15 protein-coding genes are annotated in these 20,401 nt (G+C 66.7%); 9 read left to right on the top strand and 6 right to left on the bottom strand.

Annotated features, from left to right (window positions below; translation table 11 throughout):
* Window positions 1-9: 9 nt before the first annotated feature.
* The 3 genes from QSJ18_RS10805 to QSJ18_RS10795 form a co-directional block, all read right to left on the bottom strand.
* Window positions 10-1,374, bottom strand: coding sequence for a DUF4185 domain-containing protein (locus QSJ18_RS10805; protein WP_462476047.1), 1,365 nt, complete (start codon window positions 1,372-1,374; stop codon window positions 10-12).
* 166 nt (window positions 1,375-1,540) lie between these two features.
* Window positions 1,541-2,764 carry a hypothetical protein gene (locus QSJ18_RS10800; protein WP_286326431.1) on the bottom strand — a complete coding sequence of 408 codons (1,224 nt, stop codon included), beginning with the start codon at window positions 2,762-2,764 and terminating at the stop codon, window positions 1,541-1,543.
* A gap of 130 nt (window positions 2,765-2,894) precedes the next feature.
* Window positions 2,895-3,917 (bottom strand): LLM class flavin-dependent oxidoreductase, encoded by a 1,023-nt coding sequence (locus tag QSJ18_RS10795; RefSeq protein WP_286326430.1) that lies wholly within the window; start codon window positions 3,915-3,917, stop codon window positions 2,895-2,897.
* A gap of 118 nt (window positions 3,918-4,035) precedes the next feature.
* On the opposite strand from QSJ18_RS10795, the gene poxB reads away from it, so the two are divergent.
* Complete coding sequence (poxB, locus tag QSJ18_RS10790; RefSeq protein ID WP_286326429.1) at window positions 4,036-5,772, top strand: ubiquinone-dependent pyruvate dehydrogenase; 1,737 nt, start codon at window positions 4,036-4,038, stop codon at window positions 5,770-5,772.
* 238 nt (window positions 5,773-6,010) lie between these two features.
* The gene (locus tag QSJ18_RS10785) at window positions 6,011-7,207 is read left to right on the top strand and encodes an oxygenase MpaB family protein (RefSeq protein WP_286326520.1); all 1,197 of its coding nucleotides are present in this window, start codon (window positions 6,011-6,013) and stop codon (window positions 7,205-7,207) included.
* 68 nt (window positions 7,208-7,275) lie between these two features.
* Here QSJ18_RS10785 and QSJ18_RS10780 read toward each other — a convergent pair whose 3' ends face one another.
* Window positions 7,276-7,740: a phage tail protein gene (locus tag QSJ18_RS10780; RefSeq protein WP_286326428.1), complete on the bottom strand. Its 465-nt coding sequence runs from the start codon at window positions 7,738-7,740 to the stop codon at window positions 7,276-7,278.
* Between the two features lie 167 nt (window positions 7,741-7,907).
* Here QSJ18_RS10780 and QSJ18_RS10775 point away from each other — a divergent pair, with 167 nt between their 5' ends.
* From QSJ18_RS10775 to QSJ18_RS10745, 7 genes are all read left to right on the top strand, one after another.
* Window positions 7,908-9,161 (top strand): DUF4185 domain-containing protein, encoded by a 1,254-nt coding sequence (locus QSJ18_RS10775; protein WP_286326427.1) that lies wholly within the window; start codon window positions 7,908-7,910, stop codon window positions 9,159-9,161.
* A gap of 77 nt (window positions 9,162-9,238) precedes the next feature.
* A complete protein-coding gene (locus QSJ18_RS10770) occupies window positions 9,239-13,681 on the top strand; it encodes an amino acid adenylation domain-containing protein (RefSeq protein ID WP_286326426.1) in 4,443 nt (1,480 codons plus the stop codon).
* Window positions 13,682-13,725: 44 nt separating this feature from the next.
* Complete coding sequence (locus QSJ18_RS10765) at window positions 13,726-14,784, top strand: fused (3R)-hydroxyacyl-ACP dehydratase subunits HadA/HadB (RefSeq protein WP_462476046.1); 1,059 nt, start codon at window positions 13,726-13,728, stop codon at window positions 14,782-14,784.
* Window positions 14,785-14,901: 117 nt separating this feature from the next.
* Window positions 14,902-15,783 (top strand): hypothetical protein, encoded by an 882-nt coding sequence (locus QSJ18_RS10760; RefSeq protein WP_462476045.1) that lies wholly within the window; start codon window positions 14,902-14,904, stop codon window positions 15,781-15,783.
* 81 nt (window positions 15,784-15,864) lie between these two features.
* Entirely contained in the window at window positions 15,865-16,248 is a 384-nt protein-coding gene (locus QSJ18_RS10755) for an ArsR/SmtB family transcription factor (protein ID WP_286326424.1), read from the top strand.
* Window positions 16,249-16,253: 5 nt separating this feature from the next.
* Window positions 16,254-17,306: a cation diffusion facilitator family transporter gene (locus QSJ18_RS10750; RefSeq protein WP_286326423.1), complete on the top strand. Its 1,053-nt coding sequence runs from the start codon at window positions 16,254-16,256 to the stop codon at window positions 17,304-17,306.
* 107 nt (window positions 17,307-17,413) lie between these two features.
* Entirely contained in the window at window positions 17,414-18,976 is a 1,563-nt protein-coding gene (locus QSJ18_RS10745) for a hypothetical protein (RefSeq protein WP_286326422.1), read from the top strand.
* Between the two features lie 15 nt (window positions 18,977-18,991).
* On the opposite strand, the gene QSJ18_RS10740 is transcribed toward QSJ18_RS10745, so the two are convergent.
* Both QSJ18_RS10740 and QSJ18_RS10735 read right to left on the bottom strand, forming a co-directional pair.
* Window positions 18,992-19,414 (bottom strand): nitroreductase family deazaflavin-dependent oxidoreductase, encoded by a 423-nt coding sequence (locus QSJ18_RS10740; protein ID WP_286326421.1) that lies wholly within the window; start codon window positions 19,412-19,414, stop codon window positions 18,992-18,994.
* 28 nt (window positions 19,415-19,442) lie between these two features.
* Window positions 19,443-20,255 carry a hypothetical protein gene (locus tag QSJ18_RS10735; protein WP_286326419.1) on the bottom strand — a complete coding sequence of 271 codons (813 nt, stop codon included), beginning with the start codon at window positions 20,253-20,255 and terminating at the stop codon, window positions 19,443-19,445.
* Between the last annotated feature and the right edge of the window lie 146 nt (window positions 20,256-20,401).

Below are 20,401 nucleotides of genomic sequence, written 5' to 3'. Positions count from 1 at the left end.
GGCCGCCGATCAGCGGACCTTGGACAGGTCGGCGCGCAGCAACATCACGTTGTAGTCGCTCCATCGCGACGCGTTGAAGTACAGATCTTTCGAGTTCCCGTTCAGTGCGGGCGAATTGGCGAGCATCATCGGACCGTAGAGAACCACCGCACCGGGGCGGACCAAGGTCTTCGGCGCACTCCACGGTCCTTCCGGATGATCGGCGGTCCGCATCCGTATGCCGTTGTCGCCGTCCAGCATCAGATACTTGCCAAGGTAGGGACTCCAGGCCACCGACAGCTCGGTGACCGGTGCGGGGACGACAATGGCCGAACCATCGTCGGGAATCGCGGTGATGTCATCGACCCAACCGCGCGTGGTCCCGGCCCAGTACTGATAGCGGTCGAGCGAGAGGATGTCATCGGGCCGAAACCGGGCCAGGAATCCGGCGCCGAATCGACCATTGGGAGTACCGAATTGGTAGACGTAGTCGCGTTCTTCCACCGACGCCGACTGACCGCGCACGTACGCCACCTGCTGGAACTTCCCGTTGTTGTACTCGACCGGGGCGAGGTCACCCGGCAGCGCCAGTGACACGGGCGCGTTGATCAGCATTGTCGATTGATCGACCTGCCAGGTCTGACCGTTGTTGTCGGAGTATGCGATTGCGGAATAGTTGGTCACCCAGCGCCCCGCATCACCCCAGGAGCGCACCGACATGAAGTTCATGAACTGACGGTGCCCACCACCGGGCCGTGGCAGCGAGATGGCCGACGTCGGGATCTTGGTGACCTCGACATAGTCCAGGCCCAGCGCCGGGATGAGTTCCTGGGCAACGTTCGGCGCACCCGGTGCGATCACCGTTCCCGAGGTGATGTCGTCGGCCACCCCATTCGGGACGGTGATACCGTCGGCGAGCCGATCGTCGTCGGTACGGAGCAGGACGTTGTGCCGCCACTGCTGGCCGATCGCATTGCAGTTGCCAAAGGTGTCGCCGAAGGCCATCAAGGTCTGGCCAGATCCGTTGTCCCAGCTGATGCCGAGGTCGGTGCCGCTGATCGCGAAGCGGCTGAACGTCCGGTTGATGCTGAGCGGCCCGGTCACCCAAGCGATGGTGCGGGTACTCGCTCCGACATATAACGGAAGCGGGCCCTGCGGTCCGATGTTGGGTAAGGAAGATCCGCTGGATCCGTCGGATCCGGTGCCCAGCGAGCCCGTGCCCAGCGAGCCGGTTCCGGGCAGACTCGAACCGAAGCCACTGGACCCGAATCCGCCGTTCCCGCAGGGTGCTGCCGAGGCGGTGGCGCCACCGTGCAGCACTGCCAGCGCCGACGCCGCTGTCGCGAGCAGTCCGACGAGTCCCATTCGCACACCGCGTGCCACTGATCGGCGCACGACAACCTCCCATAGTTACAGATGTTGTTTCTGTGACTGATGGGACTATTGTTGCCGGGAGTTACTGCGGTTGGGTCCGCGATCGATCACAAACCGAACACAGTCCGAGACCCGGCCGACGCGATGCCCGCCGGGTCGGCCACCACGGAAACCACCGAACTCAGACTTATGACTCCTTGATATCGGTGAGGTACTTACCCTCCGCGATGGCATCGACGACTTCGCGGGGCTTACTCGGCAGCTGCGTACCGGACTTTGCGACCGCATAGCCGACGACCAGCAGGCAGGTGTTCGTCGTCTGCGCATACACCGCGGCATCCTGACGGATGTCAAACCCACCTTCGTTGTCCTCGATCGGCTCTTTCGACTTCTGCCAGCCCGCACCCGGAGTCGGCTTTCCCTCGAATTTCGCACCGTAGTTGGAACAATCGCGGATACTCACCGACACCGCTTCCACCGAGGTGATGTCACCGACAGATCGCCCACGCCGAAGGTCGGAGAGCAGGTCGACCAGTTCCTCGTTGCTGTGGGTCTCCGACTCCGGAACCAGTGCGAAGCCGCTGGCGTCGCCGGGAGTCTCCTGGACCTTCCACCCCTTGGGCGCCCGGGCCGTCACGTCGAGTTCGTCGTCGACTGAACGCGCCTTCAGGTGCACGGTCGTCGCCGGGCCGGCGCCATCCTCGTCGTCACCGTCGGGCCAGAAGACGATGGCCAGGCCGACCGCCAACGCGATGACCAGGACCAGCACCGTGACGATGATCGCGATCGTCTTACCCGACCCCGACTTCGTCGGCGGATTTCCGATTCCCGGCGCCCCGAACTGCTGCGGACCGGCCGCGCCGAATCCTGGCTGCCCGAATTGCTGTGGCGGCGGGCCGAATTGCTGTGGCGGTGGCCCGAATTGGGGCTGACCGAACTGGGGCTGCCCATACGGCTGTTGCGGTGGCCCGAACTGAGGCTGGTCGGGTTGGGACTGACCGGCGGACTGTTGTGGCTGACCACCGAACTGCCCGGTCGGCGGCTGGGGTTGCCCGGGCTGGGTCGGCGGGATGTACGGCTGCTGTCCGGCCGGCCCCGGCTGACCGGGCCCGGCCTGCCCGAACGACGCAGGCTGGCCATAGTGGGGTGCGGACGACTGTCCCGGGACACCCGGCGGGCGGACGACCTGGGTCGGCGCCTCCGGCGGTGCACCACGCAGGGCGTCCTGCGGGTTGATGATCTGCGTCTTGTCCGGGTTCACGACCTGGGTCGCGTCCTCCCCGGCATCGGTGCCGCGATCCCCGGGCGCATCCGCGCCACCGAGGTAGGTCGTCGGCTGGTCGATCCCGTCGGCAGGTCCGGCCACTCCGTCGTCCGACGTCGGCCCGTTCGGCTGATCTGACTCCGGCATGTGCGCAATCCCCCATCGATGTCGACAAATGTCCGCTCTAGGCAACCTATCGTGCGAGATTCCCCCGTGTATCGGCTACCCCGAGATGGCATACCCGGCAAGGCGTGCCACCCGACGCGGGAGGCCGCCCTCAGAGTGCCGGTGTCCACCCCAATGCCGGGCCCAACGCTCCGGCCAGGTCGCCGACGATCTGCAGGTAATCGGCCTCGTCGAAGGAGAATGGCAGCGCGAAGGCCACCTCGGTGGCCCGCTGGAACCCGGCATGGTCGTAGAGCCGCTGCGCCAGTTCCGCCGACGGCCCGACAAAGTCGGGCGAGAACAGCAGACCACGCGGCCCCTGCGGGCTGCGGGTGCGTTCTGCCCGCGACTCCGCGTACTCGACGTATTTCCGTATCTGGGCTGGGGTCGCCGAATCCGTCGGGATGACGACCAATCCCTGGGAGACCCGCGCACGCTCCGGCGCGACGTGATGTGTGAGATAGGTGTCGATGTGTTCGGCCTGAATTCCGGCGAAGTCCCGCGCGATCGCACCCTCGATGGTGACGACCGAGGACGTCAGGTAGTTGATGCCCTGTTCGCCCGCCCATCTGGCGGAGGCCTTGCCGCCGCCGTACCAGATCCGATCGGCGAGCCCCGGCGATTGTGGCTGCACCCGGCGCGAGAAGGACTCGATCCCGACGACCCCTTCGAAGGTGCTCACCGGTTCACCACGCAGATTGTCGAGCAGACGCACCACGCGATCCTTCGAGAAGTTCTCCAGTTCGTGGGTTTCGGGGTACAGCGCCGTCTTGTAGTCGTCGTAACGCATCGGCGTACCCACCGAGACCCCGGGGTTGAGGCGCCCGCCCGACAGCAGATCGACCGTCGCGAGGTCTTCGGCCAGACGCAGCGGGTTCTCCAGTCCCAGCGGGATCACCGCGGTGCCCAACTCTATTCGGCTGGTGCGCATCGCAGCTGCCGCGAGCACGGCGACCGGCGAGGAGATGCCGAACTGGAGATGGCGGTTGCGCAACCACACCGAGTCGAAGCCGAGTTGCTCGGCGAGTTCGATCATCCGCAGCGTCTCCAGATGTCCGGCTCGCGGATTCTTCTCGTCGAATCGGCCGATGGTCAAAAAGCCGAGTTTGCGCAGTGATTCGCCTCGACGTGGCATGGACTCGATTGTGACACGGCCGAAGGTTTGACTTGTGCTGCGACCGGGAAGTCACCTCGGCAACCCTCCGACAACCGACCGGACAACGCCGACGGCCTGACGAGCAGAACGGAACATCATGTCCACCACTGTCGCCGAGACGATCATCGAACAGCTCGAGCGCACCGGTGTGCGGCGCGTCTATGGAATCCCCGGCGACTCGCTCAACGGATTCACCGACGCGCTCCGAACGCACGCCGAAATCGGTTGGCTACATGTACGGCACGAGGAATCCGCCGCGTTCGCCGCCTCCGCCGAAGCGGCCCTCACCGGAGAACTGGCGGTCTGTGCGGGCAGTTGCGGTCCGGGCAACCTCCATCTGATCAACGGCCTCTACGATGCGCATCGCAGCCGTGTGCCCGTACTCGCGATCGCAGCGCATATCCCGGCCGCGGAAATCGGCAGCTCCTACTTCCAGGAAACGCACCCCGAGAAGCTGTTTGACGAATGCAGCGCATTCTGCGAGACGGTCAGCACGATCGACCAGTTGCCCCGGCTGCTCGACGTGGCGTTGCGGACTGCCGTCGAGCTCGCCGACGTCGCCGTCCTCGTGATCCCGGGCGAGATATTTCTCAAGGAGTGCCCGGACCGGCGCGCGGGCAGCCCGATCCGCCGGGTGCCGAGAATCGTTCGTCCCACCGACACGGACATCGCGCGCGCCGCCGACGTCGTCAACACCGCAGATCGTGTGACGATCTTGGCCGGTGCCGGCGTACGCGGAGCGCACGAGGCGGTGATCGAACTCGCCGGCGCGTTGCAGGCGCCGGTGGTACATGCGCTGCGCGGCAAGGAGTTCATCGAGTACGACAACCCCTATGACGTGGGGATGACCGGCTTGCTGGGGTTCTCCTCCGGCTATCGCGCCATCGAGAAGTGCGACACCCTACTCATGCTGGGCACCGATTTTCCCTACCAACAGTTCTATCCGTCCACCGCGCCGATCATCCAGGTCGACATCCGCGGAGAGCAGATCGGACGTCGCTGCCCCGTCGATGTCCCCCTCGTCGGCGACGTGGACAGCACGGTGCGCGCGCTGCTTCCACTGATCGAAGCCGGTCGCGACGACGACCATCTCACCTCGGCGCGTACGCACTACACCAAATCGCGGCGGCGCCTGGACGAACTCGCCGACAACGACCGCAACCGCACCCCGATCCACCCTCAATATCTGGCCAGTTCGCTCAGCGACCGGGCTGCCGACGATGCGATCTTCATCCCCGATGTCGGGTCCCCGGTGGTGTGGGCGGCCCGATATCTGCAGATGAACGGGCGTCGGCGCCTGATCGGCTCATTCAGTCATGGTTCGATGGCCAACGCCCTGTCCCAGGCCGTCGGCGCGCAGGCCACCTTCCCCGGCCGACAGGTGATCGCGATGTGCGGCGACGGTGGACTGGCCATGTTGCTGGGCGAATTGCTCACCCTGATTCAGAATCGGCTGCCGGTGAAGATCGTCGTCTTCAACAATTCGTCGCTGAACTTCGTCGAGGTCGAGATGAAAGCAGCCGGGTTCGTCAACTTCGCGACAGATCTGGCGAATCCCGACTTCTCCCGGCTGGCCGATGCGGTCGGCATCCATGGGCAGCGAATAGAACGACCCGATGACCTACCCGCGGCGATCGACGATTTCCTCGGCCACGACGGACCCGCTCTCCTCGACGTCACGACCGCCCGCCAGGAGTTGTCCATCCCACCTACCATCACAGCCGCGCAGGCGAAGGGATTCACGCTGTACGCACTGCGTGCTGTGCTGTCCGGGCGTGGCAACGAACTGGTCGATCTCGCCGAGACGAACATCTTCCGTCGCCTGTTCGACTAGTCGGAATTCCGACCTGCCCCCGGCGTCTGACCGACCTGCCCCCGGCGTCTGACCGACATCGCCCGGACCAGATCCGGTATGGCCCGGCTCGGCGGCCGGTGGCGCCGAGTGATACAAAGTAGGCAATTCGTCTCAACTGGGGGTTGCCTTGTCCACCACGCTGCCGCGTTCCGCTTCCACCGACTGCCCCGCGTCGGCCGCGCCGCAATTCCCGACTGCCGTCGCCTACGACCGGGCGATGTCGAGTAGGGCACTCGGCCGCGCGCGCCGGCTGGTGCTGAGGCTGACCGGCAAGGACCTCTTTCCCGAGCCGGAGAACCTGAAAACCTTCGCCGAGGACATGTTTCACACCGATCCGGTAGCCGAACGGTTCGTCGACGAGGTGTACGGCAGTCTGGGCGGTGACGCCGCCCGCGCACTGCTCGACCAGGCGCTCACCGAGGGACTGGACAGTATCGAGAATCCGCCGCCGGCGCTGATCGCCCTCTTCGACGAGTTCGACACCGTGCCGGAGTGGGTCGACCCCGAGCTCATCGCCGAAGGCGAGCGGATCTGGCGACGTTGGGGCACCGGGCTGTTCAGTGTGGCGGGCGGCATCACCCTGGAGATGTATACCGAGGCCGCGGTGGCCAAACCGCTGTCCTTGGCCGGCGGCTATGCGGGCGACAACGCATTGCGCCGGTTCCTGGAGACCGCGCGATTCTGGATCGACGTCTCACAGCCGGGTGCGTTGCTGACGCCGGGGTCACCGGGCCGGGCGACGGCTATGCGCGTTCGCGTCATGCATGTCTGGGTGCGCCGCACCGTTGCCGGACATCCCGAATGGGACCGCGACCGTTGGGGCGCGCCAATCAGCCAGTCCTACCAGCTACTGACTCTGATGGGCGGCAGCGTCGTGCCGGCAATGGCTTTGTGGCTGACCGGAGTTCAGACCACCCCGCGGGAGATCCGGGTGCTGCTGCACTATCAGCGCTATCTGGGCCATCTCCTCGGCGTGCGTACCCAGTGGTATCCGTCGGGTATCGGCGAGGCGCTACGCCTGCTCGCCTTCGTCAACACCACGCGCAGCCACGACGCCGGGGCGGACGGTGCGGAGCTGATCGAATCGTTCCCGGCGGCCTTCGCGACCGCGGGAGACCGCGGACTCGCGCGTTGGCGCGGCAAGTACAACTCGATGATGTACGCGGCCTACTCCCGGATCTACATGATGCCGTGGACCAGCATGCGCTACGACCTACCCAACCCGATCCCGGGAATCGCGATCCTCCTGCTGCGACTGCCCGCGGTGACGGCCGTCGAAACCCTGCGCCGCATCGCGCCGGGTTTCCGGCGGCGCCACGAACAGGCGATGTGCCGGCACCGGGAGAATTGGCACCACTGGCAGACGTCAGGCCGTCCGGCGGACTTCACCCACGGCAAGGGATTACGGCGCTGACCGACCCGATGCCTGCGGGGACCGTTCCAGGACTCCCCGTCCGGTACTCCTGTTCCAGGACGCCGCTCTCAGTACTCGCCCTTGATGACGAAATATGATCCCCGGATCTCGCCGGCCAGTTTCGACTTCTGCCGGGCAAACTTGAACTGCGCCGACAGTTCGTCGGGAACGTCCATACCTTGGGACAGTTTGAATCCCACCGCACGCTTACCGCCCGGCTCCAGGCTGTACATCACGTTGATCGACAGCCCGGACTCGTAGAACACATACGACATACGCAGCCCGTCGACCACGAAATCACTGACCTCCAGCGGTTTCGACGCGATCACGATGTCGCGTTCCTCGGCGAGGATCTGCTCGATCCGACCGAGCACGTCGGGCGCCTCGGACGCCGGGGTGACGGTGAAGTCGTGGTCGTACTTGTTCTTGAAGTAGCGCGACTCATTCGCGCGCAATCCGGCCAGCGCATCACTCATCGGCGACGATGTCAGCCCGTCGGTGACAACATCCTTGAAGTCCACGACAACACCCATCGAACACTCCTACCGTCCGTCGATTACCGTCCGTCGATCAACGTTGACGACTCTAGCCCGTCCCGCCGCATATGGTCACCGACGCCGACGATTCGTCGCGTTAGGCTGGGAGTGCGTCCCATCGACCCTGGAACCATCGAACGCAACGTCTTTCGAGGTGACGACCAATGCGATTCCGCCGGCCGACTCCCCCGCCGACCACCCGGCCGCCGGGTGACATGAAGGTCGCCAATCTGACCGGACCGAAGATCACCTCCCGTTTCGGGGTCGGCGCCGCCGACCTCGGCGCTATGGTCGAAGCCGCCAACGGCGAGATCATCGCCGTCTTCGGCGACACCTTTCGTGACGCCCGTGTCGGGTCGGCGGACTGGCGTTCCCCGGTGATCCTGATCGGCCACCGAGATGACGCGGGTCGGGTGCTCTTCGACCGCGCCGGTGGGCCCGACCCCGGCTACGCGCGGCAGCTGTGGCCGTATGTCCACGACACATCCCCATGGCGCGGGGGCGGATTCTCCACGGTGATCCCCAGCGACCTGTTGCGGGTCGGCGACGACCTGTTTCTGCATGCGATGGTGATCCGCGGGTTCCCACACGTTGCCTGGTCGGAGATCTGGCGGTCTTCGGACAACGGGGTCACGTGGGGACATATGGGGCCCGCCGCGAGCTTCGCCACCGATCTCCACAACGGTCTCGCCCAATCCTGGACCTGGGACTTCGACCCCGATGACGGTTGGGTATACGTGATCTCGACGGCCTTCCAGTCGGGTTCGCCGATGATCCTGCGTCGCGTCCGGCCGGAAGCCGTCGGCGACCGCGACGCCTACGTCGGCTGGGGTGTGCAGGACCGACGATGGGGCTGGGGCAATCCGCCGACGCCCATCACCCCGCCGGGAGAGCAGTGGCGAGAGACGACATTTCGTCGGCTGGCCGAGGGAAACAAGGTCGGATGGGTACTGGGCGGGTTCTGCATCTCCGACCGAGGGTTGTCCTATCGGGTACTGAACTCTCCCACCGACGACCTCACCGCCCGCGTCAAGACGACGCCGATCACCGAGTTGCACGACTGGTCAGCCGAGGATCATCCGGCGGGAAAGGTCGGTCAGGCGTACGGCGGCTACGTGATTCCCGGTTCGCGGCTGGACGTGCCCGGTGGCGTGCATCTCGCGGTGTCTCAGTGGAACACGGCGACGAATTGGCCCTACCGCGTGATGCAGTTCGCCACGACGCTGAGCTCCCCGCCGCCCACAGGTCCCGCCCAGGCCGTCCTGGCCCACCGGACGGCACAGTGGATCGACGCATTGAACGACATGCCCGACATCCACGACGAATCGGACATCGGGCTCCAACTCGCAGACGCCGCAAGAGCATTGCGAAATGTGGAACGCACTCTACGACAACGCCCCAGCTCCGCCCGACCGTGACGGATGCGGCCGCAACTGCGACCCACACCCGTCATCGCCGTTTCCTGGACAGCACCCATTCCACACTCCAAACTGGAATGGTCGATAGGAGAACGGATCGAGGTCGAGACGGATCGGGGACGAACGAGGAGGCTGCACTGTCGCACCTTGAGAAGGTCACCGAACACAACCGGATAACTGACCACCCCGACCGAATCGTCCACCGGTTACCGTTCAGCCGCGCACAACGGGCGCTGTGGTCGGCCCAGCAGGCGGTCGGCGACAACACCCCGATCACCATCGCGCACTACGTCGACATCAGCGGCGACCTCGACGTCGACCGGCTCTACCGAGCAGTTCAATCCGCGCAGTGCGACAGCGGTCTCGGCATTGCGCGGGTACATCTGCGCGACGGCGAGCCCGAATTGCTTCTCGACCCCGCCGCGACCCCGACCGCGTTCGCGCGGGCAGACTTTCGGGACCAGGCCGACGCACTCGGTGCGGCCCTCCGGTGGATCGAGGTCGACGCGACGCGTCCCCGCCCGCTCACCCCGAGCGAGCCACTGGCGTCGTCGGCCCTGTTGCGGGTCGCAGACGATCGGTGGCTGCTGTACTCCGCCGCCCACCACATCGCCGTCGACGGATATGCGGCCATGACCTTCGTGCGCACCTGTGCCGAGCGCTATCGTGGTGCTCCGGAGTCGGATGTCCTTCCGGCCGTTGCCGATCGGTGGCTGGAGTTTATTGCGGATGAGGCCCGCTATCGCGACTCGACACGATACGTTCGCGACCGCCAGTACTGGACGGATACGGTCGGAGCCGACGACGACCCGCTGATCCTCGGCCGTCGCGTCGCGGGAGCGTCCGCACACCGGCACCGATCCGGCGCCGACCTCGATTCCCGACGATCGGCCGCGATCGAGGCGACCGCCCGCGCCTGCGGTCTCCCGTCCAGTGCCGTCTTCGTCGCCGCGGTCGCCTGGCGCGTGGCCCGGCTCCGCGATCTGGCGGAGGTGCCGCTGACCATCGCAACCTCGGCGCGCACCTCACCGGCGGCGCGGGCCGCAGGCGGGACGATATCGAATCTGCTGCCGGTCACCATTCCGATCGGGTCAGCGGATTCGGTCGCCGACCTACTGCGCGCTGTCGCGGGGGTTGCCGCTTCGGCGTTGCGCCACCAGCACTTCCGGTACGAGGAGATCGATGGCCGACACCGCGTCCGCCGCCCCCTCGGGCACCGCGGCCCGGTGGTCAACCTCGCCCCATTCACGCCATTCGATCTCGGGCCGGGGCTCCGCACCCGCTATCAGGTGGTATCCACCGGCCCGGTCAGTGACGTGAACATCAACATCTACCCTTCCGAGAAGTACTGCACGAGAATCGAACTCGAAGCCAATCGGCAGGCGCTCTCGGCCGCGGATACCGACCGGGCCCTGGCGGGCCTCCTCGAGTCGCTGGACGAGCTGACCGCCGCAAACGGCTCGACGCTCCTACGTACTCGTGTCACCGCACCTGTGCGCATGTGCCGGCCCCCGGTGGACGACGCGACCCAACTGATCACCTGCCTGTTCGGCGCGGACACCGCGAGCACGGCCTCAGCATCGGCCATCCAGGACACGGCCGGGACGCTGACCTACGGCGAACTCGCATCCCGGGCAAGCAATCTCGGCAACCGGATCCGCGCTTCCGGCGTTCGGCCGGGTGACCCGGTGGCGGTTGTCATGCCGCGCGGCCGGTACAGCGTCATCGCTTTCTGGGCGGTAATGTTCGCCGGCGCCTGCGTGGTCCCGATCGACCCAGCGCATCCGGCCGAACGGCGCCGGCGAATCCTTACCGACGCCCAGCCGCGCCTGATCCTCCACCACGGCCCACCCCCGGAGGATATGCCCGGCGAGATACTCGTCGAGGTCACCGAGAACGATCCTCCGGCCCAAGCGGGCCCGGCGGTTCCGACGCTGACCGCGCCGAACTCCCCCGCCTACCTGATGTACACCTCCGGGTCGACCGGGGTCCCGAAGGGAGTCGTGGTCACCCATTGTGGGATCGCCGATCTGATCGACGAGATCGACAACACCTACGATCTGCACCCGTCGAACGTCATGGCCCACCTGGCCTCCCCCGGTTTCGATACGGCGATCGTCGAGATGGTGGCGGCGGCCAGGCGGCGCGCCACTCTCGCCGTGATCCCCCCGAAGAACGCCGCCGGTCCCGACCTCGCCGACGCCCTCCACGATCTGCGGGTGACGCACCTACTAATCACCCCCGCGCTGTTGGCCACTCTCCGCCCCGAACAACTCCCCGACCTCACCCACCTCGTCGTCGGCGGCGACCGCTGTCCGGCGCCGCTGATCGCCGCATGGTCGAGTGCGGTCATCCTGCGCTGCGCCTATGGTCCGACCGAGACGACCTGCAGTGTCCTACTCACCGACGTCATCGCCGCCGAAGATGTCGGCGATCATGTGCCTCTCGGATACCCGATGAGCGGCGTGACTGCCCGAGTACTCGACCGCCGTCTGCTCCCCGTTCCGGCCGACGGTGAGGGTGAACTCCACATCAGCGGCCCCAGCCTCGCCATGGGATATCGGAATCGCCCCGCAGAGAACGCAACCCGCTTCGTCGCCGACCCATTCGGCCCGCTGGGCGCGCGCATGTATCGCACCGGCGACCGGGTGCGCGTGGAAGCGTCGGGTGACCTCATCTTCCTCGGTCGCGTCGACCGGCAGGTCAAAGTCCACGGGGTACGCATCGAACTCGGCGACGTCGACGCGGCTCTCCTGCGTACCGGGCTGGTGCGTGCGGCGACCACGGTCGCGACGGTCGACGACGATCGCACCCGCATCCACGCCTACGTCGTCCTCGCGGAGGAGTGCACGCCGATCGTCGATGTCCGCAGGGCGCTGGCTCGCAGCGCCCCGGCACATCTCATGCCCACGTCCCTGACGGTGGTCGACGCGCTCCCGATGACCGTGCACAACAAGGTCGACCACACACGACTACCCGCTCCGCCCTCAGGTGTTCGCGGCCCCGTCGAACCGCCCGCCACCGCCGGTGAGGAGTTGCTGGTCGCCGCGTTCCGCGACGCACTCGGCCACACCTCCCCACTCAGCGTGACCGCGGACTTCTTCGATCTCGGCGGCGATTCCCTGGCGGCTACCCGGATCGCCGCCGCGGTGAATGCACAGACCGGACAGCATCTGGGCGTCCGCGACGTCTTCGAGGCCCCGACCCCGCGATCGTTGGCGGCACAACTCGTAGCCGCCGAAGCAACCGGTGAGCCCATCACCGACGATGACCCGCCCGCCGACGAGGTGATCCGTATCCGGCCCGCACCGGCCCAACGCAGTATCGACCTGCCAGACACCGGGATCGCGAACCTGATCCCGTTCCTGCTGACCATCGACGGGCAGGTCCCCACGACGCTCATCGAGGCCGGCGTCGAGAGTCTCCTCACACGCCACGACTCGCTGCGTTCGCGGCACACGGCCGACACCATGACCATCGACCCGGTCCCCGATCCCACCCGCTGGCAGGTCGACGACGTCGATCCGGGCGGCGAGTTCGATCTCCCGGACATTCCGGAGCCGGACCCGGCCGCGTGGGCGCGTACTCGCCTCCATCGACCCATCGACCTCGCCGAGCGGTATCCGCTCCGCGTCGCGGTCGCACACACCACCACCAGCACCCACATCGCGATCGTCTTCCACCACATCGCGGTGGACGGACACTCACTCGGACTGCTCGGACGGACCCTGTTCACCGAACTCGACCGGGACGCTCAGGACGTCGGCCGACATCTCGACTACGCCGCCTACTGCCGTCGCGCATGCGCCGTGGAGACGGACACGCGGTCCGCCGACCTCGAATTCTGGCGCCGGGAACTCGGCGAGATCGTCACCTTGAACGGCCACACCGATCGGCCGCGGCCGGCGCGGTGGCAGCCGACGGCCGCACGCGCCCACATCCGCCTTTCCGGGCCGACCTGGGCGCGCATCATCGACGCGGCCGCACACCACCGAACCGCACCGCTGACCATCCTGCGTGCCGCCCTCGCCCGTCGGCTGGCCTCCGTCACGGGCCGGAGCCGGATACCGATCGGTGCGCTCGTCTCCGGTCGTACCGACCGACGGTTCGATGACACCGTCGGCATGTTCGTGATCACCGTCCCGGTGGTCTGCGACGTCCACCCGGATCACGCGAAGACGATCGCCGACGTCGGCGCCGCGGAGAACCGCGCCTATGCTCACGCGCGGCTACCGCTACCCGACCTCGTCGCCGAACTCGGCGCCCACCGGCCCGACGCACACCCGTTGTTCCAGGTCATGCTCACCGCTGACACCGGTCCGGACGCCTTCGTCGGCGCTTTCGGCCAGGGCGTTCATGCTCAGCCACTGCCGGTCGACCACGCCAAATGCGACCTGCACATCGCGGTCACCGCATCACACGACGGCCAGGACGGACAGATCGAGGTGCTCTACGCGACCGCCCTGTTCGATGACGAAACCGTCCGCGGGCTCGTCGCCGGGATGTTGTCGCACGTGTGACCGGGGGCACGCGACTTCGTCTCCCGGCCGATACGCACTATCCTTTGGCGGTGACCTCCACTACCACAGAACCAGCCGCCACCGCAGCCGACGCCCCCGATCTTCAGGCTCGTGTCGGGCATTACTACGTGAGCGACCGGAACTACCAGGTAGCGCGGGAGAAGGTCCGCGAGTACGCGCGCGCCGTACAGGACTACCACCCAGCCCACTGGGAGCCCGAAGCCGCTGCTGCGCTGGGCTATTCGGGTCTCGTCACGCCGCTGACCTTCACCTCGATCCCGGCGATGGCCGCCAACCGCGACCTCTTCGAGTCCGTGATCGTCGGGTACGACACCTATGTGCAGACCGAACAGGTCTTCGAACAGCACCGGCCGATCGTCGCCGGAGACGAACTGAGCACCGACGTCGAGCTGTCGAGCGTGCGGCGGATCGCAGGCAAGGACCTCATCACCGTCACCAACACCTGCCGGGACGCGGCCGGCGAGACCGTACACACCATGCACACGACCGTCGTCGGGGTGGCGGCCGAAGAGGTCGATCCTGGCATCAGCCAGGCCGTTCGCCGGGTGATCATGCATGACGTCACCATGTTCACCCATGACGACATCCCGATCGAGTACGTGAAGACCGTCCGCGGCGACGACGAGATCCGCATCGCCACTGATTCCGGGCGCACCCCGGGGACCCGGTCCTTCGACGAGTTGTCGGTCGGCGACGAGTTGCCGACCAAACAGGTGCGTCTCTCCCGCGGTGACCTGGTCAACTACGGCGGTATCGCCGGCGACGCGAACCCCATCCACTGGGATGAGGAGATCGCCAAACTCGCCGGTCTGCCCGACGTGATCGCCCACGGCATGCTCAGCATGGGACTCGGAGCGGGCTTTGTCTCCGCATGGTCGGGTGACCCCGGTGCGGTTACCCGATACGCCGTGCGCCTGTCGCAGCCGGTGATCGTGTCCGCCACCGACGGCGGGGAGATCGAGTTCAGCGGACGGATCAAGTCGCTCGATCCCGAGACGCGGACCGGCGTCGTCATCGTCGTCGCCAAGTCGGGCGGCCGCAAGATCTTCGGCCTGGCCACCGCGACCATCCGCTTCTCCTGACCGCATCCCTGGCGCCCTGAGCATTCACGGGCGATCGATTTCTTGACACCGCCGCGTAGGCGGTCTTGAATCGATCGCGAGTGTGAATCAGGTCACATCCACCCGTGGAGGTGCGTGATGCGTCAGGTCAACCGCCGTGCGCCGACGACTACCTTCCTCGGTCTGATCGGAGCATCGCTGCTGCTCGTCGCGTCGATGACCGCGACAGCGCCGGTCGCGGCGGCACGGCCGGCCGACCCCGATACCGGTTTCGCGCTCCCCTTCAACGGCGCACCCGCATACGCACCGCTGGCACCACCCAGGCTGATGCGTCCGGATCAACTGAATCAGCCCCTCGGCCAGCGGGCCGCCGATGAACTCGCGGCGCGCATCGGACTCGGTCGCGGTGACGCTCTCTCCGATCGCCAGTATCGCGCGTTGGTGACCGGTGGCGGCATCGGAGGATCGCGGTCGGCCGCCACGACGATCGACGCCTGCATCCGCATCCTCACCAACACCCGTGGGCGGCCGATGTATTCGAAGGTCAATGGCCGCGTCGTCACCTCCGTACTCGGCAGTTACGGCCTCTACGTGACGACCGGCGGCCTCCTGCAGAGCCCGGCCAATGCTACGGCGCCCACACGCCAGGTGAACACATTGATCGCACCCGGGGGGTATGTCGGAAACTGGCTGCGCGCCAATGGCGCCACCCATTCGCTCGTCGCGCTGTACCGCTCGGCATATACCGTCGAGGCGGCCTTCGGCTTTGCCGCGCAACAGATGTCCGGAGCCGCACAGCTGGTCACCAACACCAAGAACGGCGTGAGTGCGACAGTGGGCATGTCGATGGCTCCGCCACTGTGGATCGTGAACTTTGCGCTCATCTACATCGTGAAGCCGTCGCTGGCCGCGCAGATGCCCGCCTACTGGGCGCCGATCCCGTCGGCGGTCGCGCGCGCGAGCGCGGCAAGCCCCACCGGCCAGATCCCCTACCTGGGCGTCGCGTCGTACTTCCGGTGATCACCGCATGCTGGATGCAACTCCCCTGCGGGTGAGTTCCTGAGTGCTGAGAAGGCCGGCCGTTAGAGTTATTATCTGCGTATGAATGCAGATAACTACTCACCGGTCCCCGACGAACAGGTGAGTCTGGCGGTCGAGGTCTTCCGAATGCTCGCCGATCCGACCCGCATTCAGTTGCTGTGGGCACTCTCGCACGGCGAGATGTCGGTCAATGCACTCGCCGATGCGGTGGGCAAGCCGGGCCCGTCGGTGTCGCAGCATCTGGCCAAGCTCCGCATGGCACGGCTGGTACATACCCGCCGCGCGGGAACGACGATCTACTACAGCCTGCCGAACGACCATGTGGAGCGGCTGGTCATCGACGCCGTCCTCAACGCCGAACACGCCAGCCCCGGATTGCCCGCCCATCACCGGACCGGCTCGGCATTGCGCCCGGTCGCCGGCACCCCCGACATCGAGGCATGACGGCCATGACACATCTGAAAAACGATCCGGCACAGCCTCATTCACACCTGCACGATCCCCAACATGAGCACGACCAGCATCACCGGCACAGCCATGGCGACCACACACACCGGCACGGATTCGTGGGCGTCGTGACCGAAATCTTCGCGCCACATTCCCACGATGCCGCCGACAGCATCGACGACGAGCTGGAGTCGTCGCGCACCGGCATCCGAGCCGTGAAGATCAGCCTGCTGGTCCTCGGTATCACCGCCGTGGCGCAGGCGCTGATCGTGGTGGCGTCGGGTTCGGTCGCCTTGGCCGCGGACACCATTCACAACTTCTCCGACGCGCTGACCGCCGTGCCACTGTGGGCCGCGTTCGCGTTGGGGACGCGGCCGGCCACGCGCCGATACACCTACGGATACGGACGCGTCGAGGATCTCGCCGGACTGTTCGTCGTCGCGATGATCGCACTGTCGGCGATCGTCGCGGGATATGAGGCGATCATCCGGCTGATCCATCCACACACGATCGAGCACCTTGGATGGGTGGCGCTTGCCGGACTGGTGGGCTTCATCGGCAATGAGTGGGTGGCGCTCTATCGCATCCGGGTCGGGCGCCGGATCGGGTCGGCGGCGCTCGTCGCCGACGGCCTGCACGCACGCACCGACGGCTTCACCTCGCTCGCCGTGCTGATCGGTGCGGGTGGAGTCGCGGCCGGTTTCCCGCTCGCCGACCCGATCGTCGGACTGGTCATCACGGTGGCCATCCTGGCTGTCCTGCGCACCGCGCTTCGGGACGTCTTCCGCCGTCTGCTCGACGGCGTCGATCCACATCTGGTCGAGATCGCCGAACACGCGCTTGCCGAGCAGCCCGGTGTCATCGCCGTTCGAAGCGTCCGCATGCGGTGGATCGGACACCGGCTACATGCCGACGCCGAACTCGACGTCGACCCGAACCTTCATCTCGCACAAGCCCATACAATCGCGCACGACGCAGAACACGAGCTCACCCATCGGGTACCCAGACTCGCGACGGCGCTGATCCACGCCTACCCGTCCCATCCGACGCGGTGACCAGCCAGCGGGTATGCCACCCCGGCCACCACCGGCCCCTGCGGATCCGTACTCCTGTGGCCATTCGGACAAGCGAGGCATAGCGCGCGATTCGATATCCTGCATCGGTGCCAACACAGAACACAGCGCGAGTTCCCGGCCGCATTCAGCGGAAGCCGACTGTCGCCGCACGCGTCGGATCGCTGCTGCGGACGGCAGGACCGGCCATCAGCACCCTGGCCGTCACCTCCGCGGCACTGGCCATGGTCTTCGGGATGGTCGCGGTCGCTATCCGCGGGGACCTGTTCTCCGCAGGCTCCGGCGGTAAGGCAGTCATGGCCACAGCCATCGCCGCACTCGGATCCGGGGCCGCCGCGCTTTCGATACTCGCGGTCGTGAACACGACAGCGCGGATCATCGTGTGGCCGCTGTGCGCGCTACTCGCACTCGGCACTGCGATCACCGCCTGGATCGCGATCGGGGCAGCCACCGACGACGCCGACGTGAGCAGTTCCTTCGACAGCAATGGCGCAACGATCTACGCCGTGACCGGCGCGGTCTGCGGCATCGTCGCGCTGATATCGGTACTGGCGATCCCGGCACGCACACTCCCCGGCAGGTCCTGGACCTCGGCCCTGATCGCAGGTCTCGTCGTACTGGTCGCCGTACCGACATCGGTCGTCGTCGCACACGGCTACGCACATCCATGGAAGTCGAATACCGTTGCACCTCAAGCAGTACCACCGTACCCCGACCAGCTCGGATCGGTGGACTACCGCCTGCGGCTACCCGCGTTCGATCTCGACCACAACTTTGTCACGGCCGGCACCGGTTTCGTCGTCGCCGACGGTACTGTCGTCCGCGCCTTCGACGGCATCACCGGGCAGCCACGCTGGTCGTTCGACTTCGCCGACATCGGCCGGACCCACGCCGACCGCAGGCCGGCATTGACCGTCACCCAGGACGGCGTCGTGGAGGCGGTGGCATCGGGCGTGCGCGTCGGCCTCGACTCGGTGACCGGCGAGATCCGCCGCCGGAGTCCGTCGTCCGACACGCAGAGCAGGACCGGGAACTGCGGCACGGGGACAACGCGCACGGTGGTCGCCGAATGCTCCGACGGGGTGCTGCGCCTCACCAACCGGGCCGACGGCCACGACACGACCCTGCCCCAGCCGCTACCGGCCGGGGAGGTCCTGAGGGTGACAGCGCTCGACGACGACCACCTGGCATTCCTCATTGCCCCCACCGGCACCTCGGACGTCACGGACGTGATCGTGACCGACGGCGCACTGACCCGGGTCGACGAATTCCGGGCGCCTGGCGAATTGCCGTACGCTGCGCCCGGCCCCACTGGCACGCTGGCATTGACCTCGAACTCGCTCGGCGACCGCCGCATCGTGATCAGGTCATTCCGGTCCCATCACACACAGATCCACACGCTGTCGCGGACGGTGTACCCCGAGCTCATCACCACGGTGGGCGACCTGTTCGTCGTCGTCCCCGACTACGACGAACTCACCACCATCGATCCGGCGACCGGGACGATGGAGACTGCCACCACCCCACCGTGCAGCCCCGATCGGTATGGCAATCCCGAGCTGATCATGCGTGTCGTGCCGGCACCCGGCGCGGTACTGGTCCTCTGCCGTCGGCGCGACGACGCGCTCGAGGTTGTCGGCCTACGCGAGTAGGCGGACGACGCCTGCTCACTCCAGGACGAACACCGGGATCTGCCGATCGGTCTTCGTCTGATATTCCGCATAGGGCGGGAAGGCGGCCACTGCCAGCGTCCACCAGTGGTCGCGTTCCTCGCCGGATACCTCACGTGCGGTCAGCTCGCTGACCTCGGTTCCGTCCTGGACGGTGACCGACGGATTGGCCTTGACGTTGTGGTACCACACCGGATGCTCGGGAGCGCCACCCTTGGAGGCCACCATCGCGTACTTGCCGTTCTCCTCGACCCGCATCAGCGGGACATAGCGTCGCTTACCGGACTTCGCGCCGGTGGTCGTGAACAGCACCACCTTGCGTCCGTCGATGCCGACGCTGTCGGTGGTACCGGTCGCCAGAATCTCCTCGGTTTGCTTTCGGACCCAACCCTCGGGGCTCAATTCAGCGTTCGCAGTCATGGTCAGCCCAACACCGACGGTTCCGGTGTTATTCCGCTCCGTCCGCGTCGCTGGCAGCGCGATGCGGTGCGGAGGCATGGCGTCCGGTCGGCGTGGCGGACGGCCTGTTCGGAGCCGACCAGCCTCGCTGCGCGCCGACCACCGCACCGACGACCGCACCGGTGGTCACCGCCGGAATCGCGACGAGAGTCGCGACCACGGCGGTTCCCACCAGCGGTCCGACCACCAAACCGGTAGGGAGGAACGGTATTCCGAAGACGAATCCGATGGTGCCACCGACCACCGCGCCCACCGCCGCGGCGACCGGAGCGGCCACCGCACCACCGGCCACCGCACCGAGCGCAGCGTCACCGACCACATGTTCGGCGACGGTATCCGCACGGTCGGATCGAACTCCGTTGCTCTGCAGCACATCCGAGATGCCCTGCACCATCTCGTCCGAACCGGCGCTGATCTGGGCGGCCATCTCCGGCGACACCGCGCGCGGACGATGGAGCCGGAGATTGCCGATCCGGACCAGTTCCTCGGGCTGCCCCTGGACTCGCTGCCGTGACGGCGACAGACCGACGAACGGACCGGGCACAGCGTCCATCATCGACGTGACATAGTCCGGCTCCGTCGGTGCTGATGGAATCAGCGCCGACACCGGGGCGGTCGGCGCCACCGCGTATGTGGCCCCCTCTCGGGTGGACCGAAGACATGCCGGTGCGGCCGCCTCGATCCGCGCTGCACCACCCCCGGGCGGACCGGCGGTGGCAGCGACGGGACTGATGAATCCCGACCCACCGGCCGGCGTGGCATCGGCGAGAGCCGGTGCAACGCCGAGCACGGTTGCACTCATCGCGCAGCCCATGAGCATCACCGCCGGACGGCGCACAGGGTGGTTGTGGTCAGAAGACGAAAGACGGTGGCGGCCCATGGGTTTCCTCACTGTTGCTCGATAGTGTTGTTGCGTTGGTGCGACTTTCTTTCGATTGTTCGGATCGG

The sequence above is a fragment of the Gordonia heveisoli genome, from assembly GCF_030315745.1.
GTDB lineage: Bacteria > Actinomycetota > Actinomycetes > Mycobacteriales > Mycobacteriaceae > Gordonia.
This window is presented reverse-complemented; position numbering and strand designations above follow the sequence as displayed.

Excerpts from the sequence above, each read along its gene's own strand:
- QSJ18_RS10800 (WP_286326431.1), bottom strand. The coding sequence starts at position 2,764 with ATGCCGGAGTCAGATCAGCCGAACGGGCCGACGTCGGACGACGGAGTG.
- QSJ18_RS10795 (WP_286326430.1), bottom strand. The coding sequence starts at position 3,917 with ATGCCACGTCGAGGCGAATCACTGCGCAAACTCGGCTTTTTGACCATC.
- poxB (WP_286326429.1), top strand. The coding sequence starts at position 4,036 with ATGTCCACCACTGTCGCCGAGACGATCATCGAACAGCTCGAGCGCACC.
- QSJ18_RS10785 (WP_286326520.1), top strand. The coding sequence starts at position 6,011 with ATGTCGAGTAGGGCACTCGGCCGCGCGCGCCGGCTGGTGCTGAGGCTG.
- QSJ18_RS10780 (WP_286326428.1), bottom strand. The coding sequence starts at position 7,740 with ATGGGTGTTGTCGTGGACTTCAAGGATGTTGTCACCGACGGGCTGACA.
- QSJ18_RS10775 (WP_286326427.1), top strand. The coding sequence starts at position 7,908 with ATGCGATTCCGCCGGCCGACTCCCCCGCCGACCACCCGGCCGCCGGGT.
- QSJ18_RS10770 (WP_286326426.1), top strand. The coding sequence starts at position 9,239 with ATGGTCGATAGGAGAACGGATCGAGGTCGAGACGGATCGGGGACGAAC.
- QSJ18_RS10760 (WP_462476045.1), top strand. The coding sequence starts at position 14,902 with ATGCGTCAGGTCAACCGCCGTGCGCCGACGACTACCTTCCTCGGTCTG.
- QSJ18_RS10755 (WP_286326424.1), top strand. The coding sequence starts at position 15,865 with ATGAATGCAGATAACTACTCACCGGTCCCCGACGAACAGGTGAGTCTG.
- QSJ18_RS10750 (WP_286326423.1), top strand. The coding sequence starts at position 16,254 with ATGACACATCTGAAAAACGATCCGGCACAGCCTCATTCACACCTGCAC.
- QSJ18_RS10740 (WP_286326421.1), bottom strand. The coding sequence starts at position 19,414 with ATGACTGCGAACGCTGAATTGAGCCCCGAGGGTTGGGTCCGAAAGCAA.
- QSJ18_RS10735 (WP_286326419.1), bottom strand. The coding sequence starts at position 20,255 with ATGAGTGCAACCGTGCTCGGCGTTGCACCGGCTCTCGCCGATGCCACG.